Annotated in this window: 18 protein-coding genes; 13 read left to right on the top strand and 5 right to left on the bottom strand. The window is 64.7% G+C overall.

Annotation, left to right across the window (positions count from 1 at the left end; all coding sequences use genetic code 11):
• The first annotated feature begins 174 nt into the window (after positions 1-174).
• From trxA to E8E91_RS11500, 4 genes are all read left to right on the top strand, one after another.
• On the top strand, positions 175-501 hold the full coding sequence (gene trxA / locus E8E91_RS11515; RefSeq protein WP_044873156.1) for a thioredoxin TrxA: 327 nt from the start codon (positions 175-177) through the stop codon (positions 499-501).
• 265 nt (positions 502-766) lie between these two features.
• Positions 767-2,026, top strand: coding sequence for a transcription termination factor Rho (gene rho / locus E8E91_RS11510; protein WP_190829340.1), 1,260 nt, complete (start codon positions 767-769; stop codon positions 2,024-2,026).
• Between the two features lie 130 nt (positions 2,027-2,156).
• Entirely contained in the window at positions 2,157-3,623 is a 1,467-nt protein-coding gene (gene ubiD / locus E8E91_RS11505; RefSeq protein ID WP_151138251.1) for a 4-hydroxy-3-polyprenylbenzoate decarboxylase, read from the top strand.
• A complete protein-coding gene (locus E8E91_RS11500) occupies positions 3,623-4,591 on the top strand; it encodes a CDP-6-deoxy-delta-3,4-glucoseen reductase (protein ID WP_280375862.1) in 969 nt (322 codons plus the stop codon). The genes ubiD and E8E91_RS11500 overlap by 1 nt, the downstream gene beginning before the upstream one ends.
• A 1-nt stretch (position 4,592) precedes the next feature.
• Here the strand turns inward: E8E91_RS11500 and E8E91_RS11495 are convergent, their stop codons facing one another.
• Positions 4,593-5,498, bottom strand: coding sequence for a LysR substrate-binding domain-containing protein (locus E8E91_RS11495; protein WP_280375861.1), 906 nt, complete (start codon positions 5,496-5,498; stop codon positions 4,593-4,595).
• Positions 5,499-5,716: 218 nt separating this feature from the next.
• Here E8E91_RS11495 and E8E91_RS11490 point away from each other — a divergent pair, with 218 nt between their 5' ends.
• The 7 genes from E8E91_RS11490 (at position 5,717) to E8E91_RS11460 (ending at position 14,130) form a co-directional block, all read left to right on the top strand.
• A complete protein-coding gene (locus E8E91_RS11490; protein WP_280375860.1) occupies positions 5,717-6,835 on the top strand; it encodes an ABC transporter ATP-binding protein in 1,119 nt (372 codons plus the stop codon).
• Between the two features lie 12 nt (positions 6,836-6,847).
• Positions 6,848-7,771 carry an ABC transporter permease gene (locus tag E8E91_RS11485; protein ID WP_280375859.1) on the top strand — a complete coding sequence of 308 codons (924 nt, stop codon included), beginning with the start codon at positions 6,848-6,850 and terminating at the stop codon, positions 7,769-7,771.
• Positions 7,771-8,577 (top strand): ABC transporter permease, encoded by an 807-nt coding sequence (locus E8E91_RS11480; RefSeq protein WP_190829730.1) that lies wholly within the window; start codon positions 7,771-7,773, stop codon positions 8,575-8,577. The genes E8E91_RS11485 and E8E91_RS11480 overlap by 1 nt, the downstream gene beginning before the upstream one ends.
• A gap of 20 nt (positions 8,578-8,597) precedes the next feature.
• A complete protein-coding gene (locus tag E8E91_RS11475) occupies positions 8,598-9,632 on the top strand; it encodes an extracellular solute-binding protein (RefSeq protein ID WP_280370048.1) in 1,035 nt (344 codons plus the stop codon).
• Positions 9,633-9,794: 162 nt separating this feature from the next.
• Complete coding sequence (locus E8E91_RS11470) at positions 9,795-11,255, top strand: amidase (RefSeq protein WP_280375858.1); 1,461 nt, start codon at positions 9,795-9,797, stop codon at positions 11,253-11,255.
• A 23-nt stretch (positions 11,256-11,278) separates the two neighbouring features.
• Positions 11,279-12,598: a malonyl-CoA decarboxylase gene (locus E8E91_RS11465; protein ID WP_280375857.1), complete on the top strand. Its 1,320-nt coding sequence runs from the start codon at positions 11,279-11,281 to the stop codon at positions 12,596-12,598.
• A gap of 8 nt (positions 12,599-12,606) precedes the next feature.
• On the top strand, positions 12,607-14,130 hold the full coding sequence (locus E8E91_RS11460) for a malonyl-CoA synthase (RefSeq protein ID WP_280375856.1): 1,524 nt from the start codon (positions 12,607-12,609) through the stop codon (positions 14,128-14,130).
• 297 nt (positions 14,131-14,427) lie between these two features.
• On the opposite strand, the gene E8E91_RS11455 is transcribed toward E8E91_RS11460, so the two are convergent.
• Positions 14,428-15,405, bottom strand: coding sequence for an NADPH:quinone oxidoreductase family protein (locus E8E91_RS11455; RefSeq protein WP_137821944.1), 978 nt, complete (start codon positions 15,403-15,405; stop codon positions 14,428-14,430).
• Between the two features lie 175 nt (positions 15,406-15,580).
• On the opposite strand from E8E91_RS11455, the gene E8E91_RS11450 reads away from it, so the two are divergent.
• On the top strand, positions 15,581-15,988 hold the full coding sequence (locus E8E91_RS11450) for a flagellar basal body-associated protein FliL (RefSeq protein WP_280375855.1): 408 nt from the start codon (positions 15,581-15,583) through the stop codon (positions 15,986-15,988).
• Here the strand turns inward: E8E91_RS11450 and E8E91_RS11445 are convergent.
• Both E8E91_RS11445 and E8E91_RS11440 read right to left on the bottom strand, forming a co-directional pair.
• Positions 15,979-17,823 carry a diguanylate cyclase gene (locus tag E8E91_RS11445; protein ID WP_280375854.1) on the bottom strand — a complete coding sequence of 615 codons (1,845 nt, stop codon included), beginning with the start codon at positions 17,821-17,823 and terminating at the stop codon, positions 15,979-15,981. The two genes, E8E91_RS11450 and E8E91_RS11445, sit on opposite strands and share 10 nt — an antisense overlap.
• 51 nt (positions 17,824-17,874) lie before the next feature.
• Positions 17,875-18,324, bottom strand: a complete 450-nt coding sequence (locus tag E8E91_RS11440) for an EVE domain-containing protein (protein ID WP_280370060.1) — start codon at positions 18,322-18,324, stop codon at positions 17,875-17,877.
• A gap of 205 nt (positions 18,325-18,529) precedes the next feature.
• On the opposite strand from E8E91_RS11440, the gene E8E91_RS11435 reads away from it, so the two are divergent.
• Positions 18,530-18,664 carry a hypothetical protein gene (locus E8E91_RS11435; protein ID WP_280375852.1) on the top strand — a complete coding sequence of 45 codons (135 nt, stop codon included), beginning with the start codon at positions 18,530-18,532 and terminating at the stop codon, positions 18,662-18,664.
• Between the two features lie 49 nt (positions 18,665-18,713).
• Here E8E91_RS11435 and E8E91_RS11430 read toward each other — a convergent pair whose 3' ends face one another.
• Positions 18,714-19,310 carry a 5-formyltetrahydrofolate cyclo-ligase gene (locus E8E91_RS11430; protein ID WP_280375851.1) on the bottom strand — a complete coding sequence of 199 codons (597 nt, stop codon included), beginning with the start codon at positions 19,308-19,310 and terminating at the stop codon, positions 18,714-18,716.
• Between the last annotated feature and the right edge of the window lie 6 nt (positions 19,311-19,316).

The raw sequence follows: 19,316 nt of genomic DNA, 5'->3' as shown, positions 1-19,316 counted from the left end.
ATTGTCCGCCAGCCTGGCATCCTGACCGGTAGCCGGATTGACGCCGGTGGACGCATCCATCAGTTTTACCCGATGCCGCCATAGCAAAGCTCAATCACCACTGGCTTTCGGTCCCAGGAAAGCCGGGATATGATGGCTCCACTTTTTTGCTTCCGAACACGGAGAGATCCTTCCATGAGCGAATTCATCACCAACGTCTCTGATGCCAGCTTCGAGCAGGACGTGCTCAAGGCCGACGGCGCGGTGCTGGTCGACTACTGGGCCGAGTGGTGCGGTCCCTGCAAGATGATTGCTCCGGTCCTCGACGAAATCGCCAAGGACTACCAGGGCAAACTGAAAGTCTGCAAGCTGAACATCGACGAAAACCAGGACACTCCGCCGAAGTACGGCGTGCGTGGCATTCCGACCCTGATGCTGTTCAAGAACGGCAACGTCGAAGCCACCAAGGTAGGCGCCCTGTCCAAGTCCCAGCTGGCCGCCTTCCTCGACGCCAACATCTGATTCCGCGCGGCCTCCAGCGCCGCCGGAACAGTATCTGAAGCGTCCCGGAGAAGCCCCGCGAAATGCGGGGCTTTTTCATTGGACTGCACTAGACTCCCCGTTGCGCCGGTGTTACATTCGGACCGCTGCTCGTTCTTGCAGCCCTCCACGCCGTCGCCGACGCACTCCTAATTCGAATAAGCACAGCGATCCTGTCGCCTTCTTTGCGGCGCGGCCTAAAAAGCTAAACGCTTTCCCTTCTCCTTTTTCTACCAACGTCATTCCTATGAATCTGACCGAACTCAAGCAAAAGCCGATTGGCGAACTTCTGGAAATGTCCGACGCCATGGGCCTGGAGAACATGGCCCGTTCGCGCAAGCAGGACATCATCTTCGCCCTGCTGAAGAAGCACGCGAAGAGCGGCGAGGAGATCTCCGGTGACGGCGTGCTGGAGATTCTCCAGGACGGCTTCGGCTTCCTGCGCTCCGCCGACTCTTCCTACCTGGCCGGCCCCGACGACATCTACGTCTCGCCCAGCCAGATCCGTCGCTTCAACCTGCGAACCGGCGACACCATAGTCGGCAAGATTCGTCCTCCGAAGGAAGGCGAGCGTTACTTCGCGTTGCTCAAGGTCGACTCCATCAACTTCGATCGCCCTGAGAACGCCAAGAACAAGATCCTGTTCGAGAACCTGACTCCTCTGTTCCCCAATGAGCGCCTGAAGATGGAAGCCGGCAACGGCTCCACCGAGGACATCACCGGCCGTGTGATCGACCTCTGTGCGCCGATCGGCAAGGGACAGCGCGGCTTGATCGTCGCCCCGCCGAAAGCGGGCAAGACCATCATGCTGCAGAACATCGCGGCCAACATCACCCGCAACAACCCCGAGTGCCACCTGATCGTCCTGCTGATCGACGAGCGTCCGGAAGAAGTGACCGAGATGCAGCGCACCGTGCGCGGCGAAGTGGTCGCCTCCACCTTCGACGAGCCGCCGACCCGCCACGTGCAGGTTGCCGAGATGGTGATCGAGAAGGCCAAGCGCCTGGTCGAGCACAAGAAGGATGTGGTCATCCTGCTGGACTCCATCACCCGTCTGGCCCGTGCCTACAACACCGTGATCCCGAGCTCCGGCAAGGTGCTCACCGGTGGTGTCGACGCCCACGCCCTGGAGAAGCCCAAGCGTTTCTTCGGTGCTGCCCGCAACATCGAGGAAGGCGGCTCGCTGACCATCCTCGCCACTGCGCTGGTTGAAACCGGCTCGAAGATGGATGAAGTCATCTACGAAGAGTTCAAGGGCACCGGCAACATGGAACTGCCGCTGGACCGCCGCATCGCCGAGAAGCGCGTGTTCCCGGCCATCAACATCAACAAGTCCGGTACCCGCCGCGAAGAGCTGCTGACTGCCGAAGACGAATTGCAGCGCATGTGGATCCTGCGCAAGCTGCTGCACCCGATGGACGAGATTGCCGCCATCGAGTTCCTGATCGACAAGCTGAAAGACACCAAGACCAACGACGAATTCTTCCTGTCGATGAAGCGTAAGTAAGTCTTGGATGTGCCGCAAAGGCCGGGGAAACCCGGCTTTTGCGTTTCTGCACTGGCCCTTTGTCCTTCTGAATATCCCAGTTCGGCGCTAAACTTTGCGCCCCGACCTGCACGCCCCAAGAGGCTCAAGCATGCAGTATCGCGATCTGCGCGAATTCATCAGCGGCCTGGAACAGCGTGGCGAGCTCAAACGCATCGCCACTCCGGTTTCGCCTGTGCTGGAAATGACCGAAATCTGCGACCGCACCCTGCGCAAGCAGGGGCCGGCGCTGCTTTTCGAAAAGCCCACCGGTTTCGATATCCCGGTGCTCGGTAACCTCTTCGGCACCCCCGGCCGCGTGGCCCTGGGAATGGGCGCCGAGGATGTCGGCGAGCTGCGCGAAATCGGCAAGCTGCTGGCCTTCCTCAAGGAGCCCGAGCCGCCCAAGGGCCTGAAAGACGCCTGGTCCAAGCTGCCGATCTTCAAGAAGGTCATCGCCATGGCACCCAAGGTGCTGAAGGATGGCCCTTGCCAGGAAGTGGTGGAGGAGGGCGATGACGTCGACCTCACCAGGCTGCCGGTGCAGACCTGCTGGCCGGGCGACGTCGCCCCGCTGATCACCTGGGGCCTGACCGTCACCCGCGGCCCGAACAAGGAGCGGCAGAACCTCGGCATCTATCGCCAGCAGGTGATCGGCCGCAACAAGGTCATCATGCGCTGGCTGAGCCATCGGGGCGGCGCGCTGGACTACCGCGAATGGTGCGCGAAGCACCCGGGCGAACCGTTCCCCGTGGCGGTGGCCCTGGGGGCCGATCCGGCGACCATCCTCGGCGCCGTGACTCCGGTACCGGACACCCTGTCCGAGTACGCCTTCGCCGGTCTGCTGCGGGACAACCGCACCGAACTGGTGAAGTGCATCGGCAGCGACCTGCAGGTGCCGGCCAGTGCCGAAATCGTCCTCGAAGGGGTCATCCACCCCGGCGAGATGGCCGACGAAGGTCCCTACGGCGACCACACCGGCTACTACAACGAGGTGGACAGCTTCCCGGTGTTCACCGTTGAGCGCATCACCCGCCGGCAAAAGCCGATCTACCACAGCACCTATACCGGCCGGCCGCCGGATGAGCCGGCCATCCTCGGCGTGGCGCTGAACGAAGTCTTCGTGCCCATACTGCAGAAGCAGTTCCCGGAGATCGTCGACTTCTACCTGCCGCCCGAAGGCTGCTCCTACCGGATGGCGGTGGTGACCATGAAGAAGCAGTACCCGGGCCACGCCAAGCGCGTAATGCTGGGTGTCTGGTCGTTCCTGCGACAGTTCATGTACACCAAGTTCGTCATAGTCACCGACGACGACGTCAATGCGCGGGACTGGAACGACGTGATCTGGGCCATCACCACGCGCATGGACCCCAAGCGCGACACGGTGATGATCGACAACACGCCGATCGACTACCTGGACTTCGCTTCGCCCATCTCCGGCCTCGGTTCGAAGATGGGCCTGGACGCCACTCACAAGTGGCCGGGCGAGACCAACCGCGAATGGGGTCGGGTGATCGTCCAGGACGAAGCGGTCAAGCGCCGCGTCGATGAGCTCTGGTCTTCTCTGGGAATCGATTGATGCGTGTCACCCTGCAACCTTCCGGCGCGGTCATCCAGACGGCTCCCAACGAGCGCATCCTGGATGCGGCGCGCCGGCTCGGCTACGAGTGCCCTCAGAGCTGCCGCAACGGGAACTGCCATGTTTGCGCGGCCCTGCTGGTGGAAGGGCGGGTACGCCAGAACGGTGCCGAGCTGAGCCAGGGTGAGTTGTTCACCTGCCTGGCCGAGCCCCTGGAAGACTGCGTGCTGCACTGGGATGGCGTGCTGGCGCCGGGCGAACTGCCGGTGCGCGACATGAGCTGCCAGGTCAGCGAATGCGTGGAAGTGGGCGGCGACGTCTGGCGCGTGCGCCTGCGCGCGCCGGCTGGTAAACCGCCGCGCTATCACGCCGGGCAGTACCTGTTGATCGAACGTGACAATGGTGAGTCTTCGGCGTTCTCCATGGCCTCGGCGCCGATTGCCGGGCGGGACATCGAACTCCACATCCTCGGTCGTGAGAACAGCGCCAAGGCACTGCTCGCGCAACTCCAGCGCACCGGCATCGCCAGGGTGAAGATGCCCTTCGGCGATACCCACCTGGCGGAGCTGCCCGATGGCCCCCTGGTGCTGATCGCCGCCGGTACCGGCATGGGACAGATACACAGCCTGATCGAACACTGTCGCGCCACCGGCTTCAAACATCCGGTGCACCTGTATTGGGGCGTGCGCCAGCCGGACGACTTCTACGAACTGGCCCATTGGAAAGACTGGCAGGGCCTGGAAAACCTGTTCCTGCACAAGGTAGTCAGCGACCCCTGTGATTGGCAGGGGCGTCGTGGCCTGCTGCATGAAGCGGTGTGTGAGGACTTTCCTGACCTCAAGCAGTTGCACGTCTATGCCAGCGGTTCGCCGGCGATGGTGTACGCCACCCTCGATGCCCTGGTGGCGGCCGGGATGGATGCCCACCAGATGCGCGCCGACGTCTTCGCCTACGCCCCGCGAGGCTGATTCAACTGCCTGGCGGCGGAGCTGCGAATTCTTCCTGCAGCGCCGCACGGATCCAGCCTTCGAACCACTCCACATCGGCGCTCACCGGGCCCGGGGGCAGCAGCAGCTGGTAGCTCTCCAGCTGCACTTCCTCCGCCAGTGGGCGTACCAGGGTGCCGGCGGCCAACTGGTGCTTCACCAGTACCGCGTTGGCCAGGGCGATACCGTGGCCGGACTCGGCCATCGACAGGGCGTGGTCATTGCTGACGTAGAGCACGTCCGAACTCACCCGCAGCGAGAGGCCGACGGTGGAGAGCCAGAGATTCCACCATTCGCCGTCGTCCACGTGGATCAGCTTGTGCTGCGCCAGCTCGCTGACGCTGTTCAGCGGGCCCTGTTCGGCCAGGTAGGACGGCGAGCACACCGGGAACACCGTCGGACGGATCAGCGTGCTGTGGCACTGTGAGTAGACACCCGGCAGCCCGTAGACGATACCCAGGTCGGCGCTCTTGCCGTCCACTTCGGTGAAGGTCGGGTTGGGTTCGACCGCCACCTTCATCCCCGGTCGCTGTTGGCGCAGGGATTCCAGGCGCGGCATCAGCCAGCGTTTGGCGAAGGCCGGCACCACCATGATCTTCAGCCAGCGCGCCGCGCCGCCGGGGGCGAGTTCGTGGCCAGCGTCGGCAATCTGCTGCAGGGCTGTGGATATCTTCGCGTAGTAACGCTGCCCGGCCGGAGTCAGGCTCACCCCGCGTGGGGTGCGTTCCAGCAGTTGGACGCCCAGCCAGTCCTCCAGCAGCTTCACGTGACGGCCGATGGCTGGCTGGGTGACGTGAAGGACCTTGGAGGCCGCGACATAGCTGCCCAACCGGGCGGCAGCCTCGAAGGCGCGGACGGCATTGAGCGGTGGAAGACGCTGGATGGACATGGGCCTGGACCTCGGTGAGAGCTGTTAATTTTTTTAATATCGAATGTAAGAAAATTGAGCTTTTCGCTCAATCACCTTTCTCCGAATATCCATCCCAGCAGCACCACAACAATCGGAGCCGGTAACACGGCCAGCGCTGCATCCGGCGTTTCTCTAGTCCTGCCAGAACAACTACAAGACCCCCCGCCCACCCGTGGGGAAGGAACCGGAGGTTTCACATGAGTGCCCTGCATAGCCTGCAGACGGCAGCGGTTTCGATCCGCTCCGTGCGCAAGGTTTACGGCGATCCGGCCAGCGGTCCCGTCGCGCTGAAATGCGTTGATCTGGACATCCGCGACAACGAATTCTTCACCCTGCTCGGCCCCTCCGGCTGCGGCAAGACCACCCTCCTGCGCATGATCGCCGGCTTCGAGTTCCCCACCGCTGGGGAAATCCGCCTGTACGGCGAGAACATCGCTGACCGCCCGCCTTTCGAGCGTCCGGTGAACACGGTGTTCCAGCACTATGCGCTGTTCCCGCACATGACCATCGCCGAGAACCTGGCCTTCGGCCTGGAATCCCACCCGATGGGCAAGCGCATGGGCAAGGCGGAGATCGCCGAGCGCGTCCGCGAGATGCTCGCCCTGGTACAGATGGAACGCTTCGCCCAGCGCAAGCCGACTCAGCTGTCTGGCGGCCAGCAGCAACGCGTTGCCCTGGCCCGCGCGCTGGCGCCGCACCCGAAGGTGCTGCTGCTCGACGAGCCGCTTTCGGCGCTCGACCTCAAGCTGCGCCAGGCCATGCGTGAGGAACTGAAGGCAATCCAGGCCAAGACCGGCATCACCTTCATCTTCGTCACCCACGACCAGGAAGAAGCCCTGACCATGTCCGACCGCATCGCCGTGCTCTCCGAGGGCGAGGTGCAGCAGGTCGGCCGTCCTGACGACATCTACGAGCGCCCGCGTAACCGCTTCGTCGCCGACTTCATCGGCGAGACCAACTTCCTTCCCGCCCGCGTCGAGAACTTCATTGATGAGCGCGCGTACTACCGCATCGCCGGCGACCAGCTGATCGAGGCCGGTAGTCGCGAGGGCCTGAAGGTCGGCGCCGAGGTCACTCTGTCGATCCGTCCGGAACGCCTGCAACTGGTGAGCGAAGACACGCCGACGGCGACGCCGTGCAGCATCGTCGCGCAGATCTACCTGGGTACCGACCTGCAATACCAGGTCAGCCTTGCCGACGGCACTCGCCTGACGGTCCGCGCGCCCAACAGCGCCGGCCAGCGTCAGCGCCTGGTGCCCGGGCAGCGTGCCGGGTTGCTGTTCGAGAAGGGCAGCGCCAGCGTCCTGGTGGACTGAGCGGGGGTGAGCATGAACGAGTTATCCACAACCGGCGGTTCGCTGGAGCGGCGCAGGGCGCTGCGCAGCTTCCTCGGCGTGTCGCCCGCGTTGGTTTCCATCGGGCTGTTTCTGATCGTGCCGATCTTCATCGTGGTCGCCTACTCGCTGATGCAGGCCAACCCCTACGGCGGGGTGAACCAGCAGTTCAGCATCGACGCCTACGTGTCATTGCTGTTCGAGCGCCAGTTGGACGACAGCCTGGCCTTTGCCGACTCCTACCTGGTGATCGCGCTGCGCTCCATCGGCATCGCCGCTGCGACCACGCTCATCACCCTGCTGGTGGGCTTCCCGGTGGCGGTCTGGCTCGCGATGCAGCCTGCGCACCGGCGCGGCCTGCTGATCTTCCTGATCACCGTGCCGTTCTGGGCCAACCTGCTGATCCGCACCTACGCCTGGATCCTGCTGCTGCGCGGCACCGGCGTGGTCAACGGCACCCTGATGAGCCTGGGCGTAATCCACCAGCCGCTGGACCTGCTGTACACCGACGGCGCCGTGCTGCTGGGCCTGGTCTACACCTACGCGCCCTTCGTGGTGCTGCCGATCTACTCGACCCTGGAGAAGATGGACATGCGCCTGCTCGAAGCCGCCCAGGACCTCTACGCCGGGCGCATCCGCACCCTGCGCAAGGTCGTCCTGCCCATCGCCCGGCCGGGCATCCTCGCTGGCGCCATTCTCACCTTCGTGCCTTGCCTGGGCGCGATGATCGCCCCCGAGCTGCTCGGCGGCGGCACCAAGATGATGCTCGGCAACCTGATCTTCCGGCAGTTCAGCGATGCGCGGAACTGGCCCTTCGGCGCGGCCCTGTCTCTGGTGCTGATGGCCGCGGTGATGCTGGTGCTGATGTTCTATGCGATGCGCGCCGAGCGCCTGCGCATTGCCCGGGGAGGTGAATGATGCTTTCGCTGCTGTTCAAGCGCCGTCTCGGCGTACAGGACTTCCCCGGCTTCGGCGGGCTGAGCTTCCTGTTCTACCTGTACCTCTACGCGCCCATCGTGGTCCTGGTGGTGCTGTCGTTCAACGCCAACCAGTCCGCCACCGTGTGGACCGGCTTCAGCCTCGACTGGTACCGCGCCGCCTTCGCCAACCAGGCGCTGCGCCAGGCCGCCGGCAACAGTCTGCTGATTGCCGTGTGCGCCAGTGTGATCGCCACCGCGATCGCCACCCTGGCTGCGCTCGGCACCTCGCGTGGGGCCAAGTTCAAGGGCATGCGCCTGTCCATGGGTGCGATCATGCTGCCGCTGGTGCTGCCGGAAATCGTGGTCGGCGTCGCCACCCTGGCGCTGTTCTCCACCCTCGGCCTGTCCCTAGGCTACGGCAACCTGATCATCGCCCACACGGTGTTCTGCATTCCGTTCGCCTACCTGCCGATCCGCGCTCGGCTGAACGACATGGACCTGTCCCTGGAACAGGCTGCCGCCGACCTTTACGCCGGCCCCTGGCGGACCTTCCGCAAGGTCACCCTGCCACTGCTAACGCCGGGCATCGTCTCCGGGCTGATGCTGGCCTTCATCGTCTCGCTGGATAACTTCGTGATCTCGATGATGGTCTCCCAGGCCGGCACCACCACCTTGCCGATCTTCATCTTCGGCCTGCTGCGGATGGGCGTGACGCCCGACGTGAATGCGGTCTCGACCCTGATCCTCGGCGTTTCCGTGCTGTTCGTAACCCTGTCCTACCTGCTCGGCAAGAAAAAGGCCTGAGCCCACTCTCGGAGTTGAACATGAGCAAACTGATCGCTGCTGTAGGGGCCACGCTTTCGCTGGGCCTGGCCGCCGGTGCACAGGCCGCCGAACAACTGAACGTGGTGAGCTGGAGCGGCTACTTCTCGCCGCCGATCCTGGAGAAGTTCGAGAAGGAAACCGGCATCAAGGTGACCGTGGATTCCTATGACTCCAACGAGACCCTGCTGGCCAAGTTGAAACAGGGCGGCACCGGCTACGACGTGGCCATTCCCTCGCACCAGTTCGTGCCGATCCTGGTGCAGGAAAAACTGCTGGAGCGCTTCGATCCGGTCAATCAGCCGTACTACGCGAATATCGAAGACAACCTGAAGAAACCCACCTGGGACCCGGAAGGCGCCTACGCCGTGCCCTTCATCTGGGGCACCACGAGCGTGGTGCTCGACAGCGCCAAGTACAGCGGCCCGGCCGACAGCTACTCGGTGCTGTTCACGCCGCCCAAGGAGCTGCAGGGCAGGATCAACATGTTCGACTCCTCCAGTGAGGTGATCGACACCGCCAGCCTCTACCTGGGCATCCCGCTGTGCAGCGAGGACCCCAAGCAGATGCAACAGGTGCTGACCCTGCTGAAGAACCAGAAGGGCTTCGTGAAGACCTACAGTTCCAAGGCCGGCTCGATCCGCGAAAACCTGGCATCGGGCGAAGTCGACATGTCGATGTTCTGGGGCGGCTCGTCGATGCGCGCGCGTGAAATGAAATCCAGCCTGAAGTACCTCTATCCGAAAGAGGGCGTGATGGCCTGGGTGGATAACCTGGTGATCCCGGCCGGGGCGAAGAACCCGGAGAACGCGAAGAAGTTCATCGCCTTCCTCAGCCAGCCGGAAAACGCGGCGATGACCCAGAACTTCCTCAAGCACCAGAGCCCGATCAAGGGCGTGGAACCCTTCCTCGATGCCAGCCTCAAGGATGCGCCGGAACTGCACATCCCCGAGGGCACCAAGGTGGTGTTCAGCAAGACCTGCGGCGAAGGCGCGATCCGCCTGGCCGACCGGATCTGGACCAACCTGATGCGCTGATCCCGCCACGGGACCACGGCATAGCGATGCGCGCCTGCGCCCCTCGGTGCAGCGGCATCGCTCGGCCTCAAGAATGCAACAAGCCCCGCCTGCGGGCGGGGTCGCTGAACCCGACTTACGCTTCCAACCTGCCGGAAGCCTGATGAAAGAAGGCCGCGCTCCATGAGCCAGTACAAGCACAACAACGAACTCGTCCAGCTCCAGGCCCATGAACTGGCCGAACGCATCCGCCAGCGCCAGGTGTCCTGCCGCGAAGTCATGCAGGCTCATCTGGCGCAGATCGAGCGCTACAACCCGGCGGTCAACGCCATCATCAGCCAGCAGCCCGAAGAGCAACTGCTGGCCGAAGCCGACCAGCGCGACGCCGAACTGGCGCGCGGCGAGTACCGCGGCTGGATGCACGGCCTGCCGCATGCAGTGAAGGACCTGTCGCTGACCCGAGGCATCCGCACCACCCTCGGCTCGCCGCTGTTCCGCGACTACGTGCCCGAGCGCGACGGCATCATGGTCGAGCGCATCAAAGCAGCCGGCGCGATCATCATCGGCAAGACCAATACCCCCGAATTCGGCCTGGGTTCGCACAGCTACAACCCGATTTTTGGCGCCACCGGCTGCGCCTACGCACCGGAGCGCACCGCCGGCGGCAGCAGTGGCGGTGCGGCGGCGGCGCTGGCCCTGCAGATGGTGCCGGTGGCCGACGGCAGCGACATGATGGGCTCGCTGCGCAACCCGGCTGCGTACAACAACATCGTTGGCTTCCGACCCTCCCAGGGCCGCGTGCCCTTCGACGACAGCGCTGACCTGTTCATCGACCAGCTCGGCTACGAAGGCCCCATGGGTCGCAGCGTGCGCGATGTGGCGCTGCTGCTGTCGGTGCAGGCCGGTGGCGACGCCCGCGCGCCGCTGTCCATCGCTGAGTCCGGCGAGCAGTTCGCCGGCAAGCTGGAGCGAGATTTCAAGGGCGCGCGCCTGGGCTGGCTGGGCGATCTCGGCGGCCACCTGCCGATGGAGCGCGGCGTGCTGGAGCTGTGCCGCAAGTCGTTCGCCGACTTCGAAGCCATCGGCTGCCAGGTCGAAGACGCCGCGCTGGGCTTCTCCGCCGAACGCCTGTGGGACACCTGGCGCACCCTGCGCCACTGGATGGTTGCCGGCTCCCTGGGCGCCGCCTACGCCGATCCGGCCAAGCGCGAGCTGCTCAAACCCGAGGCCATCTGGGAAGTGGAGAACGGCCTGAAGCTTTCGGCCATGGACGTCTTCCGCGCCTCCGCCGCGCGCAGCGACTGGTACCGCGCCATCAGCAAACTGTTTGAGCGCTACGACTATCTGCTGCTGCCCAGCGCCCAGCTGTTCCCGTTCGACAAGACCTGGGACTGGCCGAAAGAGATCGCTGGAAAGTTGATGGACACCTACCACCGCTGGATGGAAGTGGTGATCCCGGCCACCCTGTCCGGTTGCCCGGTGGCCAACGTGCCGGTGGGCTTCAATGAACAGGGGCTGCCCATGGGCTTGCAGATCATTGGTCGGCACCAGGCCGACATGGCCGTGCTGCAACTGGCCCACGCCTACGAGCAGGCCTCGCGCTGGTATCAGCGCTGCCCGCCGTCGCTACTCGCGCGGGACTGAACATTCGCCAGAAGGGGTGACGCATGAACACCAGCTTCTTCCAGGATCTTCTGCAAAGCATCACCGAGCGAGGCCGGCAATTGCTGGAGTCGCGCGAGCCGCCGCCGGGCAATGCCCAGGCGTTGGCCGAGGCCAGCCGCAAGCTGATTTCCAGTCACGGTGAAGCCTCGGGCGTGGCGCTGGCGCAGCAGGTGCTGTGCGCCTACCGCGACTGCCCACAGGCGCAGCAGAAGGCCTTCTTCGACATTCTCCTCAAGGACTTCGCGCCGCCCCACGATGCGTTGGCCGAAGCCTGCCAGCGCTATCTGAACGACCCGTCGGCGAGCAACATCACGGCGCTGTTCCAGGCCAGCGAGCCGCCGCGCCAAGAGTTGTTCCGCCGGCTCAACCAGGCGCCTGGCGGCACCGCCGAGCTGATCGCCATGCGCCGTCTGCTGCTGCAGGAACTGAAGGCCAGGCCCGACCTGGCGGCGGTGGATCACGACCTGCAGCATCTGCTGGCCTCCTGGTTCAACCGGGGCTTCCTGGTGCTGCGTCGGATCGACTGGTCGACCCCGGCGTCGATCCTGGAAAAGATCATCAAGTACGAAGCCGTCCACGCCATCAAGGACTGGGACGACCTGCGCAGCCGCCTGCAGCCCGCCGACCGCCGCTGCTTTGCATTCTTCCACCCGGCACTGGCCGACGAGCCGCTGATCTTCGTCGAGGTGGCGCTGACCCGCGCCATGCCCGGCGCGATTGCAGACATTCTTGAGCCTGGCTCCGAGGCGCAACCTGCGGAAGAACCGGACACCGCGGTGTTCTACTCCATCAGCAACTGCCAGGACGGCCTGCGCGGCATCTCCTTCGGCAATTTCCTGATCAAGCAGGTGGTGGAAGAGCTGGCGCGGGAAGTTCCCGGCCTGGGCCAGTACGTCACCCTGTCGCCGGTGCCCGGTTTCCGCCGCTGGCTCGATGGCCTGGGCGACGATGCGCAACTGGGCGCGGCCGCCGCCGACCTGCTCAAGGCGCTCAAGCCCGACGCACCACCACCGCCGCGCACTGAGCAGCCACTGCTGGCGCTGGCTGCCGAATACTTCCTGCACGCCAAGAATGGCGCCGGCCTGCCGCTGGACCCGGTGGCGCGCTTCCACCTCGGCAACGGCGCCCGCCTGGAACGCCTGAACTGGCGCGGCGATCTCTCCGCCACCGGCCTGCGCCAGGCCGCCGGGCTGATGGTCAATTACCGCTACGAGCTGCGCCAGATCGAGAAGAACCACGAAGCCTACGCCAACCAGGGCGCAGTCACGGCCTCCCCTGAGGTCCGCAAGCTGGCCACCCTGTCGGCGAAAACAAAACGCTAGGACTCACCATGAACCAGAGCCTTTTCGCCGAAGTCGGCAAACACCTGCCCAGTGACCTTTCCAAGCCCTTCATCCGTACTTCGGACGGTGGCGGCTACAGCTATGCCGAGATGCTGCGCAGCACCTCGCAGTTTGCCCACGCGCTGGTGGAACTCGGCGTGCAGCCGGGGGACCGCGTGGCCGTGCAGGTCGACAAGAGCCCCGAGACGGTGATGCTCTACCTCGCCGTACTGCGTGTGGGCGCGGTCTACCTGCCGCTCAATAGCGGCTACACGGGCGAGGAATTGCGCTACTTCCTCGATGATGCCGAGCCCTCGCTGTTTGTCTGTGCGCCGGCCTTCGAAGCGCAAGCCCGCGAACTTGCACAGGCCAGCGGCGTAGCCCGCGTGGCGACCCTGGGCGATGCCGGCGACGGCTCGCTGATGGACGCGGTGCACGGCAAGCCGGGGCGCTTTGCCGACGTGCCGCGCACCTCCACCGACCTCGCTGCGATCCTCTACACCTCCGGCACCACCGGGCGCTCCAAGGGCGCGATGATCAGTCACGGCAACCTGGTGTCCAACGCGCGCGCGCTGGTGGATTACTGGAAGATCAGCCCCTCCGACTGGCTGCTCCACGCGCTGCCGATCTTCCACATCCATGGCCTGTTCGTGGCCATCAACAGCCTGTTGATGGCCGGCGGATCGATGCTCTTCCTCGCCAAGTTCGACGCCGCGGAAATCCTTCGCCTGCTGCCGCAGGTGAACCTGCTGATGGGCGTGCCGACCTTCTACACCCGTCTGCTCGACCAGGCCGGCCTGACCCGCGAAGCGGTGGCGCACATGCGCCTGTTCATCTCCGGTTCCGCGCCGCTCACCGCCGAGACCCACAAGGCTTTCTTCGAGCGCACTGGCATGGCGATCCTGGAACGCTACGGCATGACCGAGACCGGCATGAATACTTCCAACCCGCTGGATGGCGAGCGTATCGCCGGCACCGTCGGCTTTCCGCTTCCAGGCGTCGAACTGCGTATCACCGATCCGGGACAGCCTGAGCCGACGCAGCTGCCGCAGGGCGAGCCGGGGATGATCGAGGTGCGCGGGCCGAACGTGTTCCAGGGCTATTGGCGCATGCCGGAGAAGACCGCCGAGGAACTGCGCGCCGACGGCTACTTCATGACCGGCGACATCGGCTTCATCGACGCCAATGGCTACGTGCAGATCGTCGGGCGCAGCAAGGACATGATCATCAGCGGCGGCTACAACGTGTACCCGAAGGAGCTGGAGCAGATCCTCGACACCCTGCCGGGCGTGGCCGAATCGGCGGTGATCGGTGTGCCGCATCCGGACTTCGGCGAAGGCGTCACCGCCGTGCTGGTGGCGAGCAAGGATCACACCCCGACTGAAGCGGAAATCCTTGCTGCACTCGATGGCAAGCTGGCGCGCTTCAAGCAGCCCAAGCGCGTGGTGGTGGTCGACGCCCTGCCACGCAATGTGATGGGCAAGGTGCAGAAGAACGTGCTGCGCGAGCAGTTCAAGGCGCTGTATTCCTGAGACTCCGGCGTTGCTCGCGAACCCCGGACTTGGAATCGCCCCCGTCGTACAGGGTGACTCTGTCCCCTCACCCCAACCCTCTCCCGGAGGGAGAGGGGGCTGATTGGAGCCGCCTGGCAGATTGGCGCTCTCCTGTGGGCACAAGATGTCCGGCGAACTACGTAGCTTCGCTTTAAGCCGAACGGTCCCCTCTCCCTCTGGGAGAGGGCTAGGGTGAGGGGGGGCCGCCCGCGCCAATGTCACCCATAAAAAATCCCCGCCAGTGCGGGGATTTTGAGTTTCGGCAGGAGTCAGCAATCAGCGGACTTCGACCACCACCTTGCCCACTGCCTGGCGCGTGGCCAGGGCATTGATCGCATCGCTTGCGCGCTCCAGCGGGAAGGTCTGGGACACCAGCGGCTTGAGCTTGCCTTCGGCGTACCAGGCGAACAGCTGCTGGAAGTTGGCCAGGTTGTCCTGGGGCTGGCGCTGGGCGAAGGAGCCCCAGAACACGCCGACCACCGAAGCCCCCTTGAGCAGTGCGAGGTTCACCGGCAATTCGGGAATACGGCCGCTGGCGAAACCCACCACCAGCAGGCGGCCGTTCCAGTTGATCGAGCGCACGGCGGCGTCGAACAGGTCACCGCCCACCGGGTCGTAGATCACGTCGGCGCCCTGGCCGCCGGTGAGTTCCTTGACGCGATCCTTGAGGTTTTCCTCGCTGTAGTTGATCAGCGCGTCGGCACCTGCGGCCTTCGCCACTTCCAGTTTTTCCGCGCTGCTGGCGGCGGCGATCACCCGGGCGCCCATGGCTTTGCCGATTTCCACTGCCGCCAGGCCGACGCCACCGGAAGCGCCGAGTACCAGCAGGGTTTCACCGGGCTGCAGGTTGGCGCGTTGCTTCAGGGCGTGCATCGAGGTGCCGTAGGTCATGCCGAAGGCGGCGGCGGAGTTGAAGTCGATGCCCTTGGGAATCGGCATCACGTTGTACGACGGCACCGCCACCTGCTCGGCGAAGCTGCCCCAGCCGGTCAGCGCCATCACCCGGTCGCCAGGCTTGAGGTGGCTGACCTTTTCGCCCACCGCCGCGACGACGCCAGCCGCCTCACCACCCGGGGAGAAGGGGAAGGGCGGCTTGAACTGGTACTTGCCTTCGATGATCAGGGTGTCGGGGAAGTTGACCGCGGCGGCATGCACATCGATCAGGATTTCATTTTTCTTGGGTTCGGGGCTGGCGACTTCCTCCAGCACCAGGGTGTCGGCGGGACCGAAGGCTTTGCACAGGACGGCTTTCATCGCGGAGCTCCTTGGCGTGGGGCGCTGGCCCCGGGCATGTGGCCTTGCAGTGTAGGTGGGGGGCTCCGGGGGTCAATCAGCATGGCTGGGCCTGATGGAGCTGCATAAACGGAGGTCTTGGGGGCGGCCGCGCCTGTGGCTATGCTAGGCGCCATTCGTGCTGAGGATGATCCCGGTGAAAAGACTGACTGCAATGCTGCTGGCCCTGACCCTCCCCTTGCTGGCGATGGCCGAGGAGGAGGCCAAGGAAGGCGAGGCGCCCAAGGTCGCCTACATCGACCTGGTGCCGTCCCTGGTGGGCAACTACGGGCCCGGCCCGCGCCTGAAGTACTACAAGGCCGACATCTCCCTGCGGGTCACCGGCCCCGAGGCGGAAGAAAAGGTCACGCGCCATGAGCCGCTGATCCGCAACCAACTGGTGATGCTGTTCTCCCAGCAGACCGACGAAACGCTGAACTCGTCCGATTCCAAGGAAAAGCTGCGCCAGGAAGCCCTCAAGCAGGTGCAGCAGGTTTTGCACAGCGAGGAAGGCGCCCCGCTGGTGGACGACCTGCTATTCAACAACCTGATCATTCAGCCCTGAGTCTTCTCCCACAGGCAGGTGCGATTTCGCCCTTCGCGCTTGGCCCGGTAGAGCGCGGCGTCGCTGCGTGATACCAGGCTGTCGGGCTGGTCTTCGCGGGCCGGGTCGGAGACCGCGATGCCGATGCTCAGGGTCAGCCGCCCCACCGGGCTGCCCGGATGGTCGATATCCAGCTCGCCCACCTGCTCCATCACCCGGTCCGCCACATGCTGAGCGCCGTCTTCGGCGGTGTTGGCGAGGATGATGGCGAACTCTTCGCCGCCATAACGGCAGGCCACATCGCCTTCGCGCTGCAAGCTCTGCTGCAGGGCCTGGGCGACCCGGCGCAGGGCGTCGTCACCGGCCTGGTGGCCGAGCCGGTCGTTGAATGCCTTGAAGTGATCCACATCCAGCATCAGCAGCGCCAGCGGCGCGCCGAGACGGCGCAGGCGGCGCCATTCGCCGTTCAGCTGGCGGTCGAAGTAGCGGCGGTTGAAAAGGCCGGTCAGGCCATCCTGCTGGGATAGCCGCTGCAGACGCGCTTCAAGTTCCAGGCGTTCGCGATTGTCGCGGGAGACGCCAATCAAGTAGTCGCGGCCGTTCAGGGTCACCAACTGGGCGCTGATCTCCGCTGCCTGGAGACTGTCGTCGGCGCGGCGCATCTCGCGCTGGAAAATGCCCGAGTCGCCATCCCGGCGGGCCTGGCGCACCAACTCCAGCCAGGTGTGAAAGCCAGGTAGCAGCTGCTCCGGGTCCTCCTTCAACAAGTGACGGAAGGCATCGGCGCTGTAGCCGAGGCTGGCGTGGGTGGCCCGGTTCATATGCAGGATCTCGCGGTTGGCGAGGTCGAAGATGAACAGGCCATCCTGGCTGAAGTCGGTCAGGTCGAGGACCAGCTGCAGGCGCTCGCGGCTTTCGTTCAGGTCCTGCTCGGCATGCTCGCGCTGGCTGACTTCATCATTCAGGCGCCGGTAACCATCCTGCAGGGCGCTGGCACGGCGGGCGTTCTCAAGCGCCAGGGCGAGGGCGGCGACCAGCAGCAGGCTGGTGAGCAGGCTGGCACCGAGTGCCACCTGGGGCAGAGGCGAGCTGAGCTGTTCCACCAGTTTGCGGGTGGGTGAAAGCTGCAGGGCGAAGTTGCTGTTGTTGAGCAGGTGCAGCGGGACGCGCTGGCTGAGCGAGGTCAGGCTGTCCGGCTGTTCCTGCTCGTAGATGGACTGGCCGGATTCCAGTAGCTGGACGCTGAAGTCGCGGTTATCGAGGCTGGCGAGGAGCGCGTCCATCAACGGCTCGACGCGGAAAACGCCCTGGAGGAAACCGTCGAACGTGTGGTCGCTTTGTTCATCCTTGATGTAGAGCGGGGTGTAGAGCACGAAGCCGCGCCCGCCCTGTACCAGGGGGAAGCTGTTGGACAGTTGCGCCTCGCCGCTGGCCTTGGCCTGCATGGCGAGGTTGAAGTTGGGATGGTTGCGGGTCAGGCGGAAGCCGATCGCCGCCTCGTTGCCCTTCTCGGGCAGTACCCAGCGCATGCGAAGGTCGGCGCCCATCCACTGGATGGACTGGTAGCCGGGGAAGTGCTCCATGGCGAAGTTGGCTTCCAGGGTCCATTCGTCACGCGGAATCCGGTCCTGATGGCTCCACAGCAGGGCCATGCGGCGCAGGCCCTCAACTTCGTCCACCAGGTTGTTTTCCAGTTCGGCGGCCAGAGCACGGGCCTGGTAGCCGACACGGTCGCGGATGCGCTCCTGCTGGGCATTTTCCATCTGTTTCCAGAGCAGCAGGCTGGTACCGCACAGCGCCAGGAAGAGCAGGGCGAGTGTCGTTCGGACCAGCCAGGCGGGATGAGCATGCGACATGGGGGCGCCCCGGGGAATTCCCCTCCGTCATAGCACAGGGCCATGTTCGACTCAACGGAGGGCGAGTACCCCGGCCCATTCTTCTTCGGTTACCGGCATTACCGACAGGCGGCTGCCTTTCTGCACCAGCGGCATGCCGGACAACACCGCCTGCTGGCGTATCTGACCAAGGGGGATGACCTGCGGAAATGCCTCGACGAACTCCACGTCCAGGGCGCTCCAGGGGTTCTTCTCCGGGCTGGCCTTGGGGTCGTGGTAGTGGCTCTGTGGATCCAGCGCAGTGGGGTCCGGATAGACCTCCCCGGCGATTCGCGCGATGCCGGCGATGCCCGGTTCCGGGCAGCTCGAGTGATAGAAGAAGAACAGTTCGCCCGGGCGCATGGCACGCATGAAGTTGCGCGCCTGGTAGTTGCGCACGCCGTCCCAGCGCGCCTTGCCCAGGCGCTGCAGGTCGTGGATGGAAAGTTCGTCGGGTTCGGATTTCATCAGCCAGAAAGGCATGAACTTTGCTCCTGTACGTTCGTCCTTAATTGGGGCTTCCCAGCTTGGAGTCTGGCCGACAGCCGGTTGGCGTCATAAATTGCGTGTTCGCTCACGTTGCCGGAAAATGCCGCGCTTTAAGCTGCTGCCGCCGTACGGTCAAAACCAAAACAACAATTCGCCATCGGTTATCGCGCGAAGTTTGCCTGCAAGGGGGAGGCAATCGATGAAACGCAAAAAGCCAGACATCCTCTGGGTATTGGTCATCATTTTCGGCCTGGGTGTGGTTACCACCGGTTACACGCAGAGTCTGTGGGAACGCCAGAGCAGCGCGCCCGTCAATCTGACCCAACAGCCCTGATCCTACCCCGACCGGCACCGCAAGGATCGCGGTGCCGCCGTCAGTCTACTCAGTACCAGCCTCTGTCCGTTACGGTCGCCTGCAAGGCCACGTCCCAGCTGGCGAGCTCCAGCCTGTCCACTTTCTGGCATTCATGCGCCAGGCCCAGCAGGGTCGGTTTGCGCCATTGCCGCCGGCGCGCCAGGTAGGCCAGGCTGCGGTCGTAGAAACCGCCGCCCATTCCCAGCCGTCCGCCGAATTCATCGAAGCCCACCAGGGGCATCATCACCAGATCCAGTGCCCAGACCTTGCGTTGCTGCGCCTGATTGGCCCGCGGTTCGAGGATGCGGAAGCGATTCTTCTGCAGCCGTTCGCCCGGCAGTAGGCGCTGGAACACCATTTTTTCCCGTGGCCAGGCGTTGAGCACCGGCAGGTAGGCATTCTTGCCCCGGCGCTGGGCTTCGCGCAGCAGCGGGCGGGGGTCGATCTCGCCGTTGGTGGGCAAATAGAGGGCGACATGCCGCGCGCGACGGAACAGCGGGTCCTGCGCGAGCTGGCGGTACAGGGCCTTGGCGGCCTGCTTCTGCTGGAGGGGAGTGAGTGCGCGACGGGCCTGGCGGAGCAGACGGCGCAGGCTCTGGCGGGAGTGGGATCCGGCGCAGATCATGAAGAA

The organism is Pseudomonas sp. BN515 (assembly GCF_029873155.1).
Lineage (GTDB): Bacteria > Pseudomonadota > Gammaproteobacteria > Pseudomonadales > Pseudomonadaceae > Metapseudomonas.
The sequence above is the reverse complement of the archived record's forward strand: the minus strand, read 5'-3'. Positions and strand labels throughout refer to the sequence as shown.